9 protein-coding genes are annotated in these 17,512 nt (G+C 37.4%); all 9 read right to left on the bottom strand.

Annotated features, from left to right (window positions below; genetic code table 11):
• Positions 1 to 25: 25 nt before the first annotated feature.
• Complete coding sequence (locus AC3FI7_RS21710; RefSeq protein ID WP_491460887.1) at positions 26 to 2,422, bottom strand: FdhF/YdeP family oxidoreductase; 2,397 nt, start codon at positions 2,420 to 2,422, stop codon at positions 26 to 28.
• A gap of 28 nt (positions 2,423 to 2,450) precedes the next feature.
• Entirely contained in the window at positions 2,451 to 2,801 is a 351-nt protein-coding gene (locus AC3FI7_RS21705; protein WP_142724728.1) for a DUF7009 family protein, read from the bottom strand.
• Positions 2,798 to 3,673 (bottom strand): formate dehydrogenase accessory sulfurtransferase FdhD, encoded by an 876-nt coding sequence (fdhD, locus tag AC3FI7_RS21700; RefSeq protein ID WP_491460886.1) that lies wholly within the window; start codon positions 3,671 to 3,673, stop codon positions 2,798 to 2,800. The genes AC3FI7_RS21705 and fdhD overlap by 4 nt, the downstream gene beginning before the upstream one ends.
• 46 nt (positions 3,674 to 3,719) lie before the next feature.
• A complete protein-coding gene (locus AC3FI7_RS21695; RefSeq protein WP_491460885.1) occupies positions 3,720 to 4,136 on the bottom strand; it encodes a molybdenum cofactor biosynthesis protein MoaE in 417 nt (138 codons plus the stop codon).
• A 5-nt stretch (positions 4,137 to 4,141) separates the two neighbouring features.
• Positions 4,142 to 4,384: a MoaD/ThiS family protein gene (locus tag AC3FI7_RS21690; protein ID WP_491460884.1), complete on the bottom strand. Its 243-nt coding sequence runs from the start codon at positions 4,382 to 4,384 to the stop codon at positions 4,142 to 4,144.
• Positions 4,385 to 4,400: 16 nt separating this feature from the next.
• A complete protein-coding gene (locus AC3FI7_RS21685; RefSeq protein WP_491460883.1) occupies positions 4,401 to 5,150 on the bottom strand; it encodes a sulfite exporter TauE/SafE family protein in 750 nt (249 codons plus the stop codon).
• 221 nt (positions 5,151 to 5,371) lie between these two features.
• Positions 5,372 to 5,896, bottom strand: a complete 525-nt coding sequence (locus tag AC3FI7_RS21680; RefSeq protein ID WP_343661533.1) for a thermonuclease family protein — start codon at positions 5,894 to 5,896, stop codon at positions 5,372 to 5,374.
• 145 nt (positions 5,897 to 6,041) lie between these two features.
• Positions 6,042 to 6,755: a hypothetical protein gene (locus AC3FI7_RS21675; RefSeq protein ID WP_491460882.1), complete on the bottom strand. Its 714-nt coding sequence runs from the start codon at positions 6,753 to 6,755 to the stop codon at positions 6,042 to 6,044.
• An 8-nt stretch (positions 6,756 to 6,763) separates the two neighbouring features.
• Positions 6,764 to 17,506, bottom strand: a complete 10,743-nt coding sequence (locus AC3FI7_RS21670; protein WP_491460881.1) for a polymorphic toxin-type HINT domain-containing protein — start codon at positions 17,504 to 17,506, stop codon at positions 6,764 to 6,766.
• Between the last annotated feature and the right edge of the window lie 6 nt (positions 17,507 to 17,512).

Below are 17,512 nucleotides of genomic sequence, written 5' to 3'. Positions count from 1 at the left end.
TTGTTTTTAAGTTTTATTTTTAAGATTATTCGCGACTGGTTCCTGCTGCAGCCGTTATATGATCATCAATTTTTTTAAAAATTTCGGGACTGTGCTTTCGGATTTTGATACGGACATATTTGGAAGCCGGCATATTGGCACCGTTCACCACGTTATTGATAGATACCAGTACATTGGTTTCCGGGAAATAGGTCATGGTACTTTTCTGAGGAATAGGATATTTTACGACAATAAAAAGCGGTGCTATCCTTTCAATTCCATCATCATAATTGAAAAGATCTACATGGTCGCCTTCTTTCAGACCTGCCTTTTCAATATCTTTTTCGTTCATCATCACCACCCTTCTTTCATTGAAAATCCCACGGTAGCGGTCATTCAAGCCATAAACAACGGTATTGAACTGGTCATGCGTTCTGGTAGTTCCCATCAGGTATTCGTCCTCCGCAAGCGAATTATCCGGTACAGCAGTTATATTGAAAGCCGCTTTTCCAGGGTAAAATTCACTGTTGAATTTCCCGTCTCTTGGTCCGTTCGGAAGATAGAAGCCTCCTTTCTGTACTACCCTTTCGTTATAGTTTTCAAATCCGGGAATGCATTGTTCAATATCATGACGAACGGCATCATAACTGTTGATAAATTTATCCCAATCCACTACGGAACGTTCTCCTAAAACCGCTTTTGCCATTCTGCAGGCTACGTGAGTTTCATTGATCAGGTGTTTTGAAATAGGTTCGAGAACCCCTCTTGACCATTCTATAACCCCCATTGAATTTTCCGTACTTACGTGTTGAAGTTCACCGTTTACCATATCTTTTTCACTTCTGGAGATTACCGGTAAGATCAAAGCTTCTTTTCCATGAATAAGGTGGTTTCGGTTTAATTTTACAGAAACAATCGCAGACATTTCCAGCTTGCGCATGGCTTCTGCCGTAAAAGTTGTATCCGGTGCGGCAGAAAGGAAATTACCTCCCATACAGAACATGAATTTCACTTTGCCTTCATGCATTGCTTTAAGCGCATTGACCACATCATATCCTCCTTTTCTGGGTACCTCAAAGCCATAGTACTTCTGCAGCCTGTCCAATTGTTCTGTTGTAGGATGATGGTTAATAAGCAGTGTTCTGTTCCCCTGCACATTACTGTGACCCCGAACAGGACACGCTCCCCCACCCTGGATTCCTATGCTTCCTTTCATCAGCAGGAGATTCACAATATTATAAATCATTTCCACCCCGTTGTGCTGCTGCGTGATTCCCATTCCCCAACAAATGATCATCCTTTTTCTGGAGGCAATCATCTGTGCAGCTTCTCTTAGATTCTCAACAGGAATGCCACATTCTTCCGATAAGAAATTGAGGTCATATCTTTTTAATTCTTCAACCAATTCATTGAAGCCGGCGGTCTTATTCGTTATAAAATCCTGGTCAAGAACTTTCCCCGGGTTTTTGGCTTCTTCTTCCAGTACGAGAATTTGCAGTGCTTTTAAAAGCGCCATATCCCCATTGATCTTAACAGGAAGATACAGATCCGACAGTTCATAAGGCTTATTGAGCAAAGCACGCACTTCCTGAGGGTTTCTGAAACCTTTTAATCCGGCTTCAGGAAGCGGATTGACAGCCATAATTTTTGCGCCGTTTTTCTTTCCCTTAGTTAATGCAGAAAGCATTCTCGGAGAATTGGTTCCAGGATTCTGTCCTATGATGATGATAAGATCTGTATCGTAAAAGTCTTCCAGCTTTACGGTTCCTTTCCCAATGCCTATGCTTCTGGAAAGAGCATAACCGGAAGTTTCGTGGCACATATTGGAACAGTCCGGAAAATTATTGGTCCCGAATTCACGGGCAAATAACTGGTATACCCATGTTGCCTCATTACTTGTTCTTCCTGATGTATAAAAAATAGCTTCATCAGGCGAATCTAATGCATTTAGTTTTTCAGAAATTTTTATAAAGGCATCATCCCAGCTTATCGGCTGATAATGTGTTCCTCCTTTCGGCAAATACATGGGCTCTGCCAGTCTTCCCAACTGGCTGATTTCAAAATCTGTCAGCTTTGCTAAATCATACACCGAATTTTCTCTGAAAAACTCTGCTCCGATCTTTTTTGAGGTGGCTTCTTCTGCCAGGGCCTTTGCTCCGTTTTCACAATATTCACCTAATCTGGAACGTTCGTCATCCGGGTCTGGCCATGCACAGCTCGGACAATCGAACCCATCAAACTGATTCATACTGAAAAGGGCTCTTCCTCCGCGAAGAACGGAGGCATTAAGCACCAACTGATCCAATGAATGAATCACTGCAGGAACACCCGCTGCCCAGGCTTTCGGTGGTTTCAGCTTCAGATCCAGCAGTTTATAAGGTGGCTCAGCAGAAGGTAATCTGCTGCCCTTTTCTTTTTTATTGAATACATTTTTGTTTTCCATGATTTCCAGGTTTAAAAAAATGAAAAAATTAGCATTTCAGGTTCGGGTTGGGATAGTTGTCGCTTTGGTCTTCCAATGTATTATCAATGCATACAAAGTCTTTTTCAATTAAGAGTTTAATTTTTCCGGACTGCCCTTCAAAACCGACTCTGTCTGTGGTAATCCACTCGTTTATCATTGTTTCAGGCATCTTCAGAACCATTCTGTTCTCGATGAAAGCTGCCGAAAGCTCTGCCTCTTCTGTTCTTTCAATAGCATATATAAACGGACGGTCTACAAATTCTGTGAAGCTTGAAATGATGCCGTCTTCCCCCAATTTTGCCACTTCGGACTGGGTAAGACGAAATCTGACTGTGTTATCTTTAATTCTTATTTTCATAATAGATTTTCAATGTTAAAATGGCTGCCGGAATGGTAAATATTAAAACGGTTGTCCCGGAGAAAGCCCAGTAAAGTAATATCAAATTCTTTGGCCAGATCCACCGCAAGGCTTGAGGGTGCGCCTATTGCCGCAACAATGGAAATTCCTGCCATCGCAGCTTTCTGAATAAGTTCGAAGCTGACTCTTCCACTCAGTAGCAAAATTTTATTGTTCAAAGGAAGCAGTCCAGCAGATAATGCATGACCTATGAGTTTGTCCAGGGCGTTATGTCTTCCCACATCTTCGCGCAGTGCCAGAAGGTTTCCTTCCATATCAAAGATCCCGGAAGCATGTATACCGCCTGTAGCACTGAAATTATTCTGGAATGACTGCAATTTTTCGGACAGCTGATAAAGAGTCTCCAGGGAAACTTCTGTGTTTTCTTTTGTATGGTTGTGTAAAGTACTTACTGTTCTTATAGATTCTATAGAGCCTTTTCCGCATACACCACAGCTGGAAGTAGTATAAAAATTCCGGTCTGCCTTCATTAGCTCAGGAACAAATCCTTCTGTAAGCTCGACAATGACAACATTTTCGCTGTTCCTCGAACATTCTGCCTGCGGAGAATATATGCTTTTAATCTGTTCACGGCCGGAAATAATTCCTTCTGTGAATAAAAATCCTGCAGCAAGTTCTGCATCATTTCCGGGAGTCCGCATAGTTACAGAAATATTTTTGGACTCTTTTTTACCTTCGGCACTGTAAGAAACCCTGATCTCTAAAGGTTCTTCTACAGAGATATCATCTGTATAAGGAAAACCGCTGTTTTCCCTGACTTTGATGATTTCTATCTGCTTTACAGATTTATTTGACAACAGATTTGCTTTCATGATATAATGACTGGCCTAGTAAAGGTACAAAATTTTATTCCTAAAATTATGGGTGTGCTGAAACCCACTCTTCACCATCTTCAAAAATTTCTTTTTTCCAGATAGGAACGGTCTTTTTTATATTTTCAATCATAAAGCTGCAGGCATCGAAAACCGCATTTCTATGCCCGTCACTTACCACAATGATCACGGCAGCATCACCGGGAAACAAGACTCCCGTGCGGTGGTGAACAACAATATTCTTCACTGAAAATAAAGCAATGGCTTTATCGGCTATTTTCTGTATTTCCTTCACGGCCATAGATTGATAGCATTCATATTCCAGACGGGTAACAGGTTTACCTTTGGTATGATTTCGTACGGTTCCTACAAATGATGCTATTCCTCCGCATACAGGGTCGGAAGCAAGGGCAAAGCAAGCCGTAAGATCCAGGATTTGTTCTGTTATTTTTATATCAATCATATCTGTTATCCGCCGCTTACCGGAGGGATTATTGCTATTTCGTTAGATTCTGTTATGATCTGATCATCCTCTGCATATTCATCGTCAACGGCAATAAAATAGGATTTCAATCTTTTCAGTTCCGGAAAGTCTTTTTCCAGAAGTTCCTTGAGTGTTTTAACGCTCGCTCCTTCATGTATTTCTATTTCTTTTTCTGAAGTTCCGAAAATATCTTTCGTTATTCCGAATGCCAGTATTTTAAGTATCATTTTTAAATGTAGCTTATTACCAATATTTTATTAAAACGTTTATTCCGGCTACCAGAACCAGAACAGCCGTCATTCTTTTAATGACCAGAGGATTCCATTTCAGGGACATCCTGGAACCAATCTGTCCGCCAATGAGCACAGCAAAACACAAACTCAGGATTCTGAAATAATCCATATCTGCAGACAGTTTGGATAACTGCCCAAAGATTCCTGATATTGAATTTACCAATATGAAAACACTTGACGCCGCTGCAATTTTTCGTGGGGTATCCCATTTCATAAGGTTTAACAGTGGGGAAAGAAAAATTCCGCCGCCAATGCCTACCAATCCTGATAAAAACCCGATTCCTCCTCCTAAAAATCCGTTTTTGAAAAGTGAAGCTTTTGTATATTCTGAAGGATTTTCTTCATTTTTTGCTTCTGTCTTTATCCACAGCAACAGTGCAGCCATGATTAAGGTGGCTCCCAATATCAGGAAAAAAGTTTCCTGACTTATTTTCAAAACAGCTCCCACATATGCCATGGGAACACTTACAAGGGTAAGCGGCAGTATTTTCTTCCAATCAATCTGCTTATTTCTGATGTAAATAAATACTCCTCCTATTACTACAATAACATTACAGATAAGTGCTGTTAACCGTATTTCCTGATAAGGAAGACTGTACATTGCCAGAACAGCAAGGTAACTGGATCCTCCTCCAAATCCCACAGAAGAATAAATGAAAGCGATGATTAAAAAAAAGAAAAAGATTTCCCAATGCCCCATATTTTTTGCAGAATTAATTTTCTTACAATAATACTCATTTTTAGGGCGTCATTCAGGGTTATCACTTAAAAGTTTCTGTTATAATTTGTGAGAATAATGTTGCAGATTGTTTTTTAAGGATGGAAGATGGGAGCCTGAGGATGGAAGTTACTATTGGACCTATCAATAAAGAGTTATTAACCATTACTTGTTTCTATTCTCAAACTTCTTTGGCCAAAGATTTACACTGCTTCTTTTGTTTTTGTTGCGTTCTTAGCAGCTTCGATTTTCTTAGTATTTCTAAGTTCCCGTTTCATTTTACGGTAGTCCCACGGAGCAATGGCATTACTATCCTGCCAAAGTCCTATTTTTTCCTGCTGTGCAGTTTCCTGCAGCTTTCCCAAAGAGGCATCTTTGGAATAAGAAAAATACCACCATCCCAATCCTGCTTTGATAAGCTCTTTGGAAAGGTATTTCCCATCATCATAGTACACTTTTGCAATGGATCTTCCATAACGGTCCGTAGTCGTTTCAACAAAGCTTACGGTTTTCCCAAATACCTGAGCAGAAGTAAACTGTTTTGCATTTTTACCAAACGCCTGCCCATTTTCCGGACAATCGACTTCAGCCAACCTCAGCTTTTTTTGCTGGTTGCCTTTTAACAGTAAAGTAATGGTATCTCCGTCTGAAATTTTGATCACTTTTCCGGTCGTCTGTGAAAAAAGGAATACAGGGAAAAGTACGTACAGCAGCATTAATCGTTTCATGGGGCAAATATAGGGATTAGTCATTATTACAAATAAAAAAACCTCGCTTTTTGCGAGGTTCCATAATATTGAATTAAGTTATTGGATTCTTTCATCAAAGTCGTAAGACTTTGTGCATGGTAGTATCAAAATTATTCAAATAATTTCACGATATTATTTCAAACTGTATATTATCATATTCTTTTTTTATAATTTTATCTATATATGACTTGTCTTGAAACTTAATATCCAAATATTTTTTTAAGGCTATTGTAATTTTTTGTTCTGAATTTCTAATAATATTATTAAAAGAGTCCTGAAAAGAATATGAATCATGTCCAATATACCCCCTATCTCCAAAAAAGGAACTTCCAACAACATTATAAAAATCGGCGTTTGATTTTACTAATTCTAAATTAATTTCATAAAAAGTTTTATTCAGTTTACTTGGAACACCACTCCACATTAAACATGAATAATTATATGAATTTTTACATTCAGCGTTTAAATCTAAAAAAGAAATTATTTCCCCATTTCCCCATTTCATAAAAAAGTCCACCACATTTTGATCATAATCCTTTGCATCAAAATCAATAATGGGAATCCCTAATAATTGGACATTTCCTTGATTAATATTGAAGTCTTCAATCCTAAAATTAAATGTATATAATATTTGTTTTTCATTGTATTTGTTTATAATCTCAATGGCAAAGTACACAAAATCAAAATCAATAAAAATTTGCTCTATATCATTTTCGTAATAAACACAATTTGTAAGAATAAATTTTTTCGAAAACTTGTTCTTAATTGAACTCATTCTAATATTAAATGCTTCTAATATTTTTACGTTGTCCTTTCTAATTTGTACATTAATAAGCATGTAATTAATTATTTTGTTTTAAAATCATGTATATCTTTGTAATGATTCGTAGTATATCCATACTTTTTCGTACCGTCTGAATTTGTTTTTTCTAATATTCTCAGGTTATCTCCTGAAGGTTGATCTCGAACATTATACTCTACTGCACCAGCCCACTTTCTTTCATTTTTAGTATTCCTTCTATTTTCAAATATTTTTGGTTGACCTGTTGCTTCATCTATTCTTGGAATACCACGACCTGCTGTTACCTCAGAAATTTCCTTATTTATATATTTATTATTGGTAGCAAGAAATCCACAATCATTATTATGTACAAGAATTTTATTTTCTGAAACAAAATAATTATGATTTCCTTCAATCTCTAAATTATAAACATTCTCGATCTTGTCTATAATTTTAATATCATCTACTTCTATTAAGTGCCCCTTATCATTAAAAACTAGATCTCCTTTTTTTAGATCTTTAGCATGCACCCAATTTCCTTTAATATAAAAAGGATGCTCTGGTGTACATACAATTTTAGATTTATTAATAGATAATTCTAATAATTGCTTGGTAGTATTACGTGAAAGTGAAAGAACTGTCTTTAACTCATTTTGCTTTTCGATTTCATTATAAGACCACACCATCTCACCAATCTTAATGTCTTCTATAGGTTTTAAACCATCTGAAGTATAGACTAAGGTTCCTTTTACAAAACAAAGAGTTTTTATGAATAAATTTTTAGCAATACTACCTACAGCAGATACTCCACCAAAAATAAACAATTCTTTAGTAGCCTCTGCCCCTTCTGCTTCATATTTATGGGCCGCTGCTTCATTTCCTCTATCTCTCCAATAAGACTGCATTTCAGCACTATGATATGCTTCCCCTGCAGTATAAGCAAGCATGGCTCGGGTTGCCCATCCCTTAGTAATATAAGCATCTAAAATACCTGCGCCAATAAAACCTCCTACAATCACACCTTTTGAGTGTACCTGATTTATTCCTTGAATAACACCATTTTGTTGATTATTAGGAACTCCCATTAACGCTCCTGCCCATGATTGTTTACCATTAGGATCAACATACACAATAGGATTCTGATAAGTATAAATATAAGGATTTAGATTTCCCCAGAAATATACTCCTCCATTATGTTGCCCATCCCCATAAAACTGAGTCTCCATCGCTGGATTGTAAACCGCTAATGGATCCACACCATACCAAATACTTGCTCTCGGGTTATAATATCTCGCTCCATAATAATACAGCCCTGTTTCTCTATCCAGTTCTTTTGCATTGAACTTATATGGGTTATCATATACTCCTGTTCGCTGCTCCAGCATTGTCTCTCCGAATGGTAAATTTAAGAAAAACTGTGTACTCTGAGCACTGGAATTGGTAACAAATGTTGCCGTTCCTAGGTGATCATTATGTAAATAGTATAATCCTAACTGGCTGGTTGGCCCATTTAAAGTATTCAGCTCTGCTAAGGAAATATCTCCTACTCCTGCTTTTTCAAGGTATGTTTTAAAGTCAACAGAAGGATCAGGCTCTTTCATTGCTGTTCCCTGATCCGATGTTCTGAGATTCAATGGAATAAAAATATTGCCTCCATCCATCACCCTGCTGGCAAAGCGGGTTGATCCTTCAAAATAATGTTTGGTATACTGTCCGTTTAAGGATACCGTTACATATGGATTAGGATACAGAGTATAATCAGTTAAGCTTAAGCTACCCGGATCTACCAACTCTCCGTTCTGATACAGCTGAGAGCTTCCATGAAGGTTGTATTTTATCGTTCTTTCTCCTTTGTCGTCGTATGCATAATACTGGTATACTCCGGAGTCGTCACTGTAAAATGCTTTCAGACGATCCTGCTCATCCCAGAACATCTGCTTGGCACCAAATTCATCAACATGTTTAATGGTATTCCCATTATCATCATATTCGAAAAGTTGCTGCGTACCACTGATATTACCATCAATAATCGTCTTCACTTTATGAGTTTCCGGAATATACTTATAGTTATTCGAGTATGTATTCAATGGGTTCGGCTGCTGGTCGATCTGATGCACCTGCTCCTTCAATACGATTCCTCCACTTTCGTTATATGTTACCTTTCTAAGCTCAAAATGTGAGTTACTTTGTGCATATGGAGAAGTATTGGGTGTTGTAGGAGTTCCCCCCTTATCATTAAGACCCATATCACTTTCCGTACCAATCAATCTGTTTAAGGTATCGTATCCGTATTTGAAAGCATAGGTTCCTCCCATTTGGTTCGGAGTTACTCCTACATCATTGGCAAGACGGATAATATTTCCTCTCTTATCATATTCATAGCTGTTGGATAAAAATGCATTGGAATTGCTCCATAATCCAAAGTGATTTAACCTTCTGTTGGTAGCAATGTATGAATAATCTGTTCTTGTTCCATTTCCATAGTTGGCTGCTGTTCTCTGCTCATAAAGGTCATATCTGATATTCTGAATATAATTATAACTTCCGTTGGTTACCGTTTTAAGATTTCCTCCCAGGTCATAACTGTAAGTAAGCTGTTCTCCATCCGGATAGGTCAGCTTTTTAAGACGGTTCCAGCTGTCATAGACATAATCCGTTTTGAATTCCATAGTCGGAATATTGTAACCAAATATTCTGCGGGTTTCCGATATTACTTCACCCAGCTTACCATAATTATAAGTAGTATATCCTGTACCGTCTGTTTTCGTTGTAATCCTTCCTGAATTATTTCCTGAATTGGCAGGCATATAATCGTAATGAACGTTATTAGGATTTACTGAGCCACTCGGAAGGTTAGGAAGTTCAATATCGGTAAGTCTGTTCTTATCATATTTATAATGGATCTGATGGGTCTGTATCGTAGGATCATTCGCAAGGTTCGGGGTTCCAAACCAGGTAAGATGTCCCGCAGCATCATATACATAAGTTGTACGTCCTTTATCAGGATGTACCATTTCTGTTCTTCTTCCGGCAAGGTTATACTTATAAGTTGTCTTTATACCCTGCGGGTCAGTTACGTTAAGCAGTTCACCTATTGTATTATATTCAAATTTTGTAGACAGCGGGTCACTATTCAGATAATTTATTTTCTCAACAACCTGTCCTTCTGCATTGGTGAAGGTTTCCGTCTTCATAACATCAAATTCTTCTGTAGTTTTAAGCAGGCTTCCTTCAATCTGATAGGTAAGATTCTTCATCACCCCATCTTCATCCTTCATACTGTTAATCCTGTCTGAATGATCATAAGTATTTCTTACGACATTCTGAGCAATTGACAGGTTAAGATTATCTGTCATCTGATCTTCCTGTACCGGATGATATTGCTCTATTGTTCTTCCAAACACATCAAATACAGCTCTTCCTGAAACAGATCTTTTTTCCACACCACTTACATCAATATCTTTCTTCACCTGTATTACTCTTCCCATGAAGTCTGAGTAAGAATCTGTATTAATCAGGTTATTCGGATGGTCTGCATCATAATGTGAAGTTCTGGCACGGAATATTTTAATATTCTGATTCGAACTTGGCATGCCATAATGATCAAAATAATAAGAGTGGGTTATTGTAGAAACACTTGCAGGACTATAAGGTTCAATGATAGATACAGGCCTTCCATAGTCATCATACCCATATTGTATTACATTTCCTGTTATATCTGTACTTTTTGTTAATACATCCAAATAAGGACTGTACTGACCAAAGGAAATATATCCAAAGGCATCTGTTGTCCTGATTACATACTTACCAGTTTCATCATCATATTCGTAGGATATAGAATATCTGTTCTGTGATTCATCAGGCGGATAAGTTACAGTTTTAACATTACCGGAAGGTTCATAAGTATAATCTGTTATGATATCCTGAGAACCATCAAATACAATGTATTTTCCTATATCTCCTGTATTAACATTTACATCCTGGGTTTTTCTCTTCCTTAGAAGAGTAGAACCTGTTCCGTCATATACATTGATCTCTTTTGGTACTGCGATCATATTCTTATTCAGACCTGTCCAATAAGTGATGACAGATTTATAGGAATTGGTAGGGCTGGTATAGATATAATTTGAAATCAATCCGGTATTATAATCATACTCCATTTTTTCCGTAGTTTCTATTTGCCCGCCATTTTCAAATCTCGTATTGATCTTTGTATTCAACAAAACAGTAGCCATTTTTCTACCTTCTGTTCCCCCGGTATCAAAACTTTCGGTTAAGTAATTAGGGTCTATTTTGGTTGTATTATCTTTAAATTTATATAAACGATAGTTATAGATCACTTTGGAAATTAACTCATCATTTCCCGAAAGGGTTTTACTTTCTTTAATTAATCCATTTAAGAAATAACTTGTGTTATAATACGTATCCTCTGTTCTACGGTAAGGATTTCCATCGATATTGATTTCTTCACGTGTTACTTTTTCAAATCCAAAGTTGTCTCTTTCTCTTCTGTCGTATTTAGATTTTTCAAATGTATATTTCGTTACAATATCTTTCGCTGCATCCGACTGAGTATAGTTGGTACTGAATACATCAGGGTTCAAAATTTTTACTTCATCCACCACCAGCTTAGCGTGAGGATCCTGATAATTCGGCTGTGTAAATTTATAATTTACGGCATACTGTCCTTTTGTTACAGCATGAGTAACTGTTTTAAGTTTATTTGTTTTTCCGATTAATGAATAGTTAACAATGAAACCATCGTTCGTATCTACTACCAGATCCGGGAAACCATCTCCGTTCATATCTCTGAAAGCCTTCTTGGTTTCAGAAACATTGATTCCCAGATTGGCTGTAGCTCCTGCACCTGCTTTTATGAAAATAACCAGAATTGCAGGTGGAATAATTGGAATAGGCCCAAAATTCAGCATCAGATTTCCTCCAAAAGATACATAACCATTATAAGAACCTGTTTCTTCTGTAAAATCAACTTTTCCTGTTGATTTAAGCAATGGAACTGCATTATCAAATTTATTACCCAGATTATAACGTACTTTGGCAGACTGATTATTATTATCCACTTCAAGAATATCAATCAATCCGTCACCATTAATATCTTCATACGCTACTTCTGCCGTTCCTTTAGACCCTGATCCTCCGGCGCTGGCACTGATTCCAAAACCAAAACTGCTTAATGCACTTAGATTGGCAAAAGACCCCAGACCTCCTCCTATGGAAAAGTTTAAGCCTCCTATAGGGCGGGAACGGTAAGGAATCATATTCTGATAAGTAGTAGGCTCAGATAAACTGTTCCCAAGATTAAACATTACTGTACTATAATCAATAATTCTATCTGGCAATCCATCACCATTAACATCCGTCCAAAACGATCTTCCCGAATCATATGAATTAAAATAATCGTTGACTCCGGCGCCGGCCGTTACTCCAACTGACCAGGGCATTGAATTATTGGCATGGGAGTCATTCCCATTGGAGCCATTTACTTTAATTCTTCCGCTGGCTGAAAATACATTAAAAGAAAAGCCTAAAGAATTAACCTTTAAATAACTGTATGTATTTGTAGGAAAATCCCCAGTTGCCACAAGCTTAATATCATTCAAGCTTCCCACAGAATTTGTGTATTGTATAGATTCAGGATATACCATGTCAGGATATCCGTCTCCATTCATATCAGAAAATGTCTGGGTTTCAATACTACCATCTTTCAGTGGTAAAGTTTCGGAATTTCCTGCACTTACAGTTCCCACACTTAATCCATTGGTTGTATTCCTGGATCGGCTGCTTTGCTTTTTGCTGATTGCTTTCATTGTCGTATCCAATGAAAGAGCTCCATTCACAAGTGTGGTCGGCGAAATTGCCGGCGGGTTCGGAATAGGACTTGAAAAATAATTTATTTCTTCATGATCCCTGAAAGAAGAAGCCGTTGAATACTGTTGTTTACCTCCTGTACCTATCCACTTGTCAACTCTAACCATTGGTAGAGGACGAGGTTTAATAATCCATTCTGAAAACGGTTTCATAGGATAGACATACTGAGATACCGTATTATTTCCAGGATTAGGATTACCATTTAACGCCACACAATCTGTCAGAGCCTGCCCGGTTAACCCCTGGCACGTTGAATTACCGTTTGTTGCCACGCAATCTGTCAACGCTTGTCCTGTTAATCCCTGGCAAGCAGAATACGTATTCTGCAAAGCAACATCCCCAGTGAATGCTTCAGCTTCAATAGGTGTTCCATAGCTATAATCTACGAAATTGTTCGGTTTGTATAAAAATTGACCCCAGTTATTATAAATAGCCGATTTTGTATTATACATTGCTGTATTTACTGAAGTAGGCCACACAGTAGTCAACAAGCTGGTAGTATCATAATAAATATTAAAAGGTTTCCCTTGAAAATATTCTGAGTATTTGTTAAATAAAGCATATTCAGCACCTGTCTGACAATAAACCTGCACACTAAATCCTAAATCAAAGGTAGGCTGCGTTAAGCTCCCTGTATAAATCGTAGCCGGATCTATTCCTGGAACAGGCTGCCCTGTAAACATGTTCTCTTCCACCAAAGTGGGCGCAGTACCTTGTGCTGCTGTAATGGATACTTTTCTCTTGGCAAGAACATGGCCTTGCTTTTTGATCACATAATAAAAACTTCCTGTTCCCAGGGTAGTAGCATTCGCTATATCCTTATTAATCTGAACCCCAAATTCATGAATTCCGGTAACCGGAGGATTTGTTGGTGTCAACCTGATGTCAAGCCTCTCCTTAAGTTTAGTGACTGCAAATGAAGGATATTGAGCTGCAGGCTTAAAATTCATACTGATATTTCCATTTGTGGATGTAGTTGCATTATACCCTACAGAAATTGAATTTTTCCAGTTGTTAGTAAGGAAATTTGTATATGAATCTGATTCTACAATAAACTTCAAATAAACCGGTTCACTTGCATTTACAGATATTGAACCAATATATTCCTGTGTGCTGAATGGTGAATCGCTTTGAGCATAATTTTCAGAGTGCAAAACAGTAACAGCACCGGTAATTGCATTTTCCTTGATCACCTTAAAGGTAAAATCATCCGTAGAAGAGGGAAAATCAACACTGGAAACGACAATGTTTGCCGCTCCGTTAGCATCAAGATATATAGGTGCTATAAGATTATTCAGGAAAAAGTTGTTTCCATAACTTCCATTATTCAATCGAAACTGATCCTGCTCCATGTTTCTTCCTCTCAATGCCAGCCCGGTGGCAGGATCAATATAAGTAACCGTTGGATTAGAGTCTATTTGCAGATTGTCTTCCGAATTCTTGTGAAGCCTTATATATACCTTATCCCCACTTTTCACAAATAATCTGTTTGGATTATTAATGGCACCATGTACATTATATTGAGTATTTCCTGCAGGTACATTAATAATCTGAGAATAATAATCATTATATTTCGAAATAGTGAAAGACTCTGACAGATTATTAGGATTAAGCTGTGTTAAAAAGACCCTGGCATGATAGAAATTATTAGGCTGGGTACCACCTGGCACATAATCAGGGTTTGCTATTTCAACAGAATAGTATGCCTTATCAGTTGGTTTTAGAACAGTGACAGGGTTTAAAGGATCTGTACCACTTATACTCACATTATCATTAATAGTAATGTATCCGTCCTGTGAAGCAATCCATACTTTTACTACATCAGCAATAGGAGTTGGAGGGTATTCAGGCTCTACAATAGGTGGAACTTTAGGCCCTGGAGGTGGAATAAGAGGAGGTGCTATAGGTTTGACCTTAACCACCATATTCTCTGTATACTCTGAATGTTGAGTCATTTCAGGATTTCCTCCCTGATTATATTTATTAAACCAAACCTTACCGTCATTTACAATATCTACTAACCCGTCAGAGTTGGCGTCAATCAGATAAGTGGAAGTAATTCCTTTTGAAGTGGAGGTAATAGAAGACTTGCTATATACAATTGCACCCATATCCCATCCTGAATTATTGGTTTTTGTCTCAGTAAAAGAAAAATTACTGTTATAATTCAAAATTGGTTTAGCTGGCAGAAAAGATAATTTGCCATATATATCTAATTTACCTTCACTATATGTAAGACCGGAAGATGTTCTATAGATCATATCCTGTATACCATCTCCATTAAAGTCGATAAGCTGCTGCACATTTTTAGCTTCAGCCGTTGAATATCCAAAAGGGAAACCAAACATAAGATGACCGTAAGCATCATTGGATGAATAGAAAAAATTCAACCCTGCCGCCGCTCTGAAATTCAGACCACTCTCAGTGGAAATATTCCCATTAATTTTTGAAGGCTTCAGCATATTTCCAATAATGCTGCCATAAGGGCTGCTCACTCCATTGCTAACCTGAATCGTATTATCCGGGCCAAAAATCTGATTGTTTTCGATTTCATTATAATATTCAAAAACATAATCATCAACAATTGGAAGCGAAGCAGGGTCTTTAATAGTATACCCTTGAATATATAGTCTTCTTAATCTTGTTTTTGAGAACTGTCCCTCTTCATATTCCGATTTATAACTACGGATTTTTTGGGTCTTATAACTGATATCAATACTATTCAAAAGATAAGGTTCCACCCTTTTTACTCCTTGTTTGGCATTAATATTAATATCCTTTCTGCTTACACTATTTTCAGTAACAAAATTGACACTATAGTCCTGATTTTTACCATAGGTTATTTTTTGAATATGAAAATAAGTTCCTCCATTAGCATTATTTCCGGCACCAATATTAACATTCGTATTATTCTGATAGGTAAAAAGCATTCTATTGCCGTGGGTATCTTCTATCATTCTCAATGCCCAATGAACAATCTGGCCTTCGCTATTTTTTATAACAGAATTATCACTTCCGCCATAATAGCTTTTAGTACCATTGGTAGAAGTAACCGTCCATGAATAAGTACCTATACTATTTCCCTCTCTTTCTATAAGGGTAAAGTCATGATTCTTTCTAAGATAAAACTGTTTTTTTCCTGTTGCATTTCTCGGTTGTCTTGCAGTTGTAATATCCGTAGAGGTTTCACTTACATTATTATGCCTGTGAGGCAGGTAGCCGCCAGGATAAACAAGCATTTCACCATCCAAGGTGTAAAGTTCAGTTTCTTCTCCTCCAAACATAGGCGTTCCCCATCTTGTATCGACTGTAATCGCAGATAATCCCTGAAGATCCCATCCTTCACCCATCCATCCGTTACCGGCACCACTGTTGTATCCTATCGCTAAAGAAGGCTGTAATCCTCCCAGTCCTGCCGGAACTTTAATAGGATAATTCATGTTGGCATCCCCTTTCTGAGTTGCCGTAGGGGCATTCATCAGCTGCATGCCTGCCATTGGATCAGCTGCTTTCAATCCGCTGATACTTGTAGGTGAAAAGGCTGTCGTCTGAGGAGATTCCGGAGCGGAAATAATTCCGTTGATATAATCATGGTCTCCATCTCCTTCTACCATTACTGTCTTATTTTTTTCATCAACAACCGACTTGTCAGCAACCCATTGCCTTTTAGTATAATCAAAATGAAAGATTTTAATATCTTTCGGAGAAGACAACCCTAGTCTTTTCGTATCATAAGGAATCGTAATCCTGGCCTTTTTCTCCAGCTTCCCTGATACTACAGAAAATCTGTAAGCAGCATTATTCAGGGTTACATTTTTAAGTCCATGAGAGACTGCCGGAATATCTTTTTCTCTTAATTTAAGAACTTCAATATAAGCAGATTCGGATGCTCCTTTTTCTATAGAAAAATTCATATTTTCATAGCTTATGCTAAATTCCTTATCTTTTGAAATTTCAATTCCTTTAGGTTTTGCATAATTATGATCAACTACTTTAAAGGCTTTTGTGGAAGCCGGAATTTTAAAGGTATTGGATATCCCTCCTGCCATAACAGAGAAAGAACCATCCGTTTTATCTTTTTCAGAAAGTCTGATTACTTTTTCAAATTCGCCTTTCTTTACAGTAACAATTTCATTATTTACTATCACATCTGCCAAAGATCCTGCATTTCCTTTTACGTATAGCTGGTCGTCAGAAAGCATAGAGCTTACTATAGGACCAGTACCTGTTTTTTCATCTTTCTCAAAAACCAGACGTAAATTTTTCACTTTATATTTCACACCTGCAGCAGGTGAAGTAAATAATATAGAATTGGAACCCGCTTTAATAAGCTCTGAATTCAGGGCTTCTTTCTGATGGCTCCATTTCGCACTCGGAACGATAATTCCTCCTCCTATAGCAATATTGTGATTGATAGATCTGGATACAGACTCATGAGAAGCCAGACCAAATAAGTCATATTCCAGATAAGCTACTGTATTTTCCTTCACAGCAGGAATATCTATCGTGAAAAAGTTATCAGAAACTTCATCTTCCTCCTGGTCAGTGAAAGTTCCAATTGTTCCTTCTTTTTCTATCGAAGGATAAAAATTATTGATACTGCTCTTAGCATCATTTGTTAATTCAGAATATTTCTCTTTTCCTTTTTCTGAATCAGCAAATACAGAAGGTTCTCCTTCCAGAAGATTCTTCCTGGAAAATTTTTCTGATGGTGATAATAGTTGAGAATTTTCTTTTACATTTTGACCAGGTAAATCAACTGTTTTATGAGTCCATTTACTGAGGAACTCTTCTTTGAATTCCCGTACCTTCTGTCTGTCATCTCTGGTAAAGCTTGCAAAAACAAACATACAGCCAAAGAAACCTACTAACAGAAGTGATTTCCTGGTAACAGGAAATTGATCCGCATTTATTTTCATGATATA

It is taken from the genome of Chryseobacterium sp. TQ-BC-N36 (assembly GCF_058382295.1).
The sequence above is the reverse complement of the archived record's forward strand: the minus strand, read 5'-3'. Positions and strand labels throughout refer to the sequence as shown.

What these genes read in the sequence shown, in the direction of transcription:
- AC3FI7_RS21710 (WP_491460887.1), bottom strand. Translation starts at nt 2,422, where the DNA reads ATGGAAAACAAAAATGTATTCAATAAAAAAGAAAAGGGCAGCAGATTA.
- AC3FI7_RS21705 (WP_142724728.1), bottom strand. Translation starts at nt 2,801, where the DNA reads ATGAAAATAAGAATTAAAGATAACACAGTCAGATTTCGTCTTACCCAG.
- fdhD (WP_491460886.1), bottom strand. Translation starts at nt 3,673, where the DNA reads ATGAAAGCAAATCTGTTGTCAAATAAATCTGTAAAGCAGATAGAAATC.
- AC3FI7_RS21695 (WP_491460885.1), bottom strand. Translation starts at nt 4,136, where the DNA reads ATGATTGATATAAAAATAACAGAACAAATCCTGGATCTTACGGCTTGC.
- AC3FI7_RS21690 (WP_491460884.1), bottom strand. Translation starts at nt 4,384, where the DNA reads ATGATACTTAAAATACTGGCATTCGGAATAACGAAAGATATTTTCGGA.
- AC3FI7_RS21685 (WP_491460883.1), bottom strand. Translation starts at nt 5,150, where the DNA reads ATGGGGCATTGGGAAATCTTTTTCTTTTTTTTAATCATCGCTTTCATT.
- AC3FI7_RS21680 (WP_343661533.1), bottom strand. Translation starts at nt 5,896, where the DNA reads ATGAAACGATTAATGCTGCTGTACGTACTTTTCCCTGTATTCCTTTTT.
- AC3FI7_RS21675 (WP_491460882.1), bottom strand. Translation starts at nt 6,755, where the DNA reads ATGCTTATTAATGTACAAATTAGAAAGGACAACGTAAAAATATTAGAA.
- AC3FI7_RS21670 (WP_491460881.1), bottom strand. Translation starts at nt 17,506, where the DNA reads ATGAAAATAAATGCGGATCAATTTCCTGTTACCAGGAAATCACTTCTG.